The organism is Bacillus cereus group sp. N21 (assembly GCF_016483395.1).
Classification (GTDB): domain Bacteria; phylum Bacillota; class Bacilli; order Bacillales; family Bacillaceae_G; genus Bacillus_A; species Bacillus_A pseudomycoides.
Window position 1 is genome coordinate 1 of sequence record NZ_JAEHBX010000186.1, and the last position, 1,538, is coordinate 1,538.

Sequence of the window (1,538 nt, forward strand, 5' to 3'; positions counted from 1 at the left end):
GTTAATGGCGATTGCTTAAACGCTATCCCTAATGTATCGACCTATTTATACTTTTTTCAAACTTTGCAACAGAACCCTTTGTTGTGTACGTAGTGGTCCTTTTAATTTCTCGGCCTTTTAGTGGAAAATGGTTTGATTTATTCGGGGCAAATATTATAATTTATCCCACTATTTTATGCTTTGCAGTCGGTACGTTCTTATTGAGTGTGTCGAATACGTCCTTGTTATTTCTTGCATCAGCAGCCCTTATTGGATTGGGTTGGGGAACCATGTTTTCCAGTCTTCAAACCATTTCCATTCAAGTAGCACCTCCTAAAAAGAGGGCATTGGCTACGGCTACATTCCTTTCTACATTTGATTTTGGGTTCGGTATTGGATCATTTATCTTTGGTATTGCAGCAGCTAAAATTGATCATAGCTCATTATATTTTTATTGTTCATTCCTCATATTAATCGGAATTGGAGTTTACTATTTATTGCATGGTAGAATATCTTCACGCTCTATTGTAAAAAAGGGAAAGAAAGAGATTTCTTAGGGTATTTTCATTTTATGGAATATAATGGATTGTCGGTGACAGAAATCTTTAGTGCGATAAAACGCTGACATAGAGAGAGCCGGAATTCCTTGTGAAATGGAATCCGGTTTTTTCATTTCTTTTCTTAACGTACGATTTTTTCCGTTTCGTGACGTGCCCCCTGCCCATCAAGCTAACATTTTGAAGTGCCCTCAAAACGAAAATTTCATCTTTTCATAGGTGTCCATGAGAATTGAGCTCATTTTGTTTCGTTTTGGGGTAATTTTGAATTCTTAAGTTGATGGTAATGTATGGTGAGGCCTATATAGTAAACTTTAAAAGAGTGATTTAATGTTGTTTCTAAAACTAAAAGGGGGTATTAAAATGTATAAGCAAACGTTGTGCTTTATTCGAAGAAAAGATGAATTACTAATGCTAAATAGAGAGTACAAACCGACACAAGGACTATGGAATGGTGTTGGCGGAAAAATGGAAGCTGACGAAACACCTTTAAAATGTGTAATTCGTGAAGTTAAAGAAGAAACAGACATTGATATTAGTAACTACAAAATCATCGATCAAGGGATTATCTCCTGGGAAGTAGATAACTCTTTTACTGGTGGGTCTTATATTTATTTAGTTAATATTGAAGAAAATTACGAATATCAAACACCTAAAAAAATAGACGAAGGGATTCTCGATTGGAAAAAAATTTCTTGGTTATTAGAAGACCAAAATTACGGTGTAGGAGAGATGGTACCTCACTTCTTACCAAATATCTTAAATGACGATAAAAAGTATAATCATTTTCATGTAATCAAGGATGCCAAATTAACTAAATATGAAATGAAGGAATTAGAATTACTAATATAATAGAAAAAAATGATGCTCTTCAACTAACGGGTGGGGTGCTTTAATTAAATAAAAAGGACAATACATATTAGTCATTGATATTATCCCCTTAAGGTAGACAGTGTAAAAAGACCATGAATAAACATGGATGTTACACTTTTACTTGGAGGG

General features: G+C 34.1%; 2 protein-coding genes. Both read left to right on the top strand.

Annotated elements, in window-relative coordinates; genetic code table 11:
• Positions 1–83: 83 nt before the first annotated feature.
• Positions 84–536 carry an MFS transporter gene (locus JDS96_RS30365; RefSeq protein ID WP_307838222.1) on the top strand — a complete coding sequence of 151 codons (453 nt, stop codon included), beginning with the start codon at positions 84–86 and terminating at the stop codon, positions 534–536.
• A 363-nt stretch (positions 537–899) separates the two neighbouring features.
• Entirely contained in the window at positions 900–1,388 is a 489-nt protein-coding gene (locus tag JDS96_RS30370; RefSeq protein WP_199669081.1) for an NUDIX hydrolase, read from the top strand.
• Positions 1,389–1,538 lie beyond the last annotated feature (150 nt).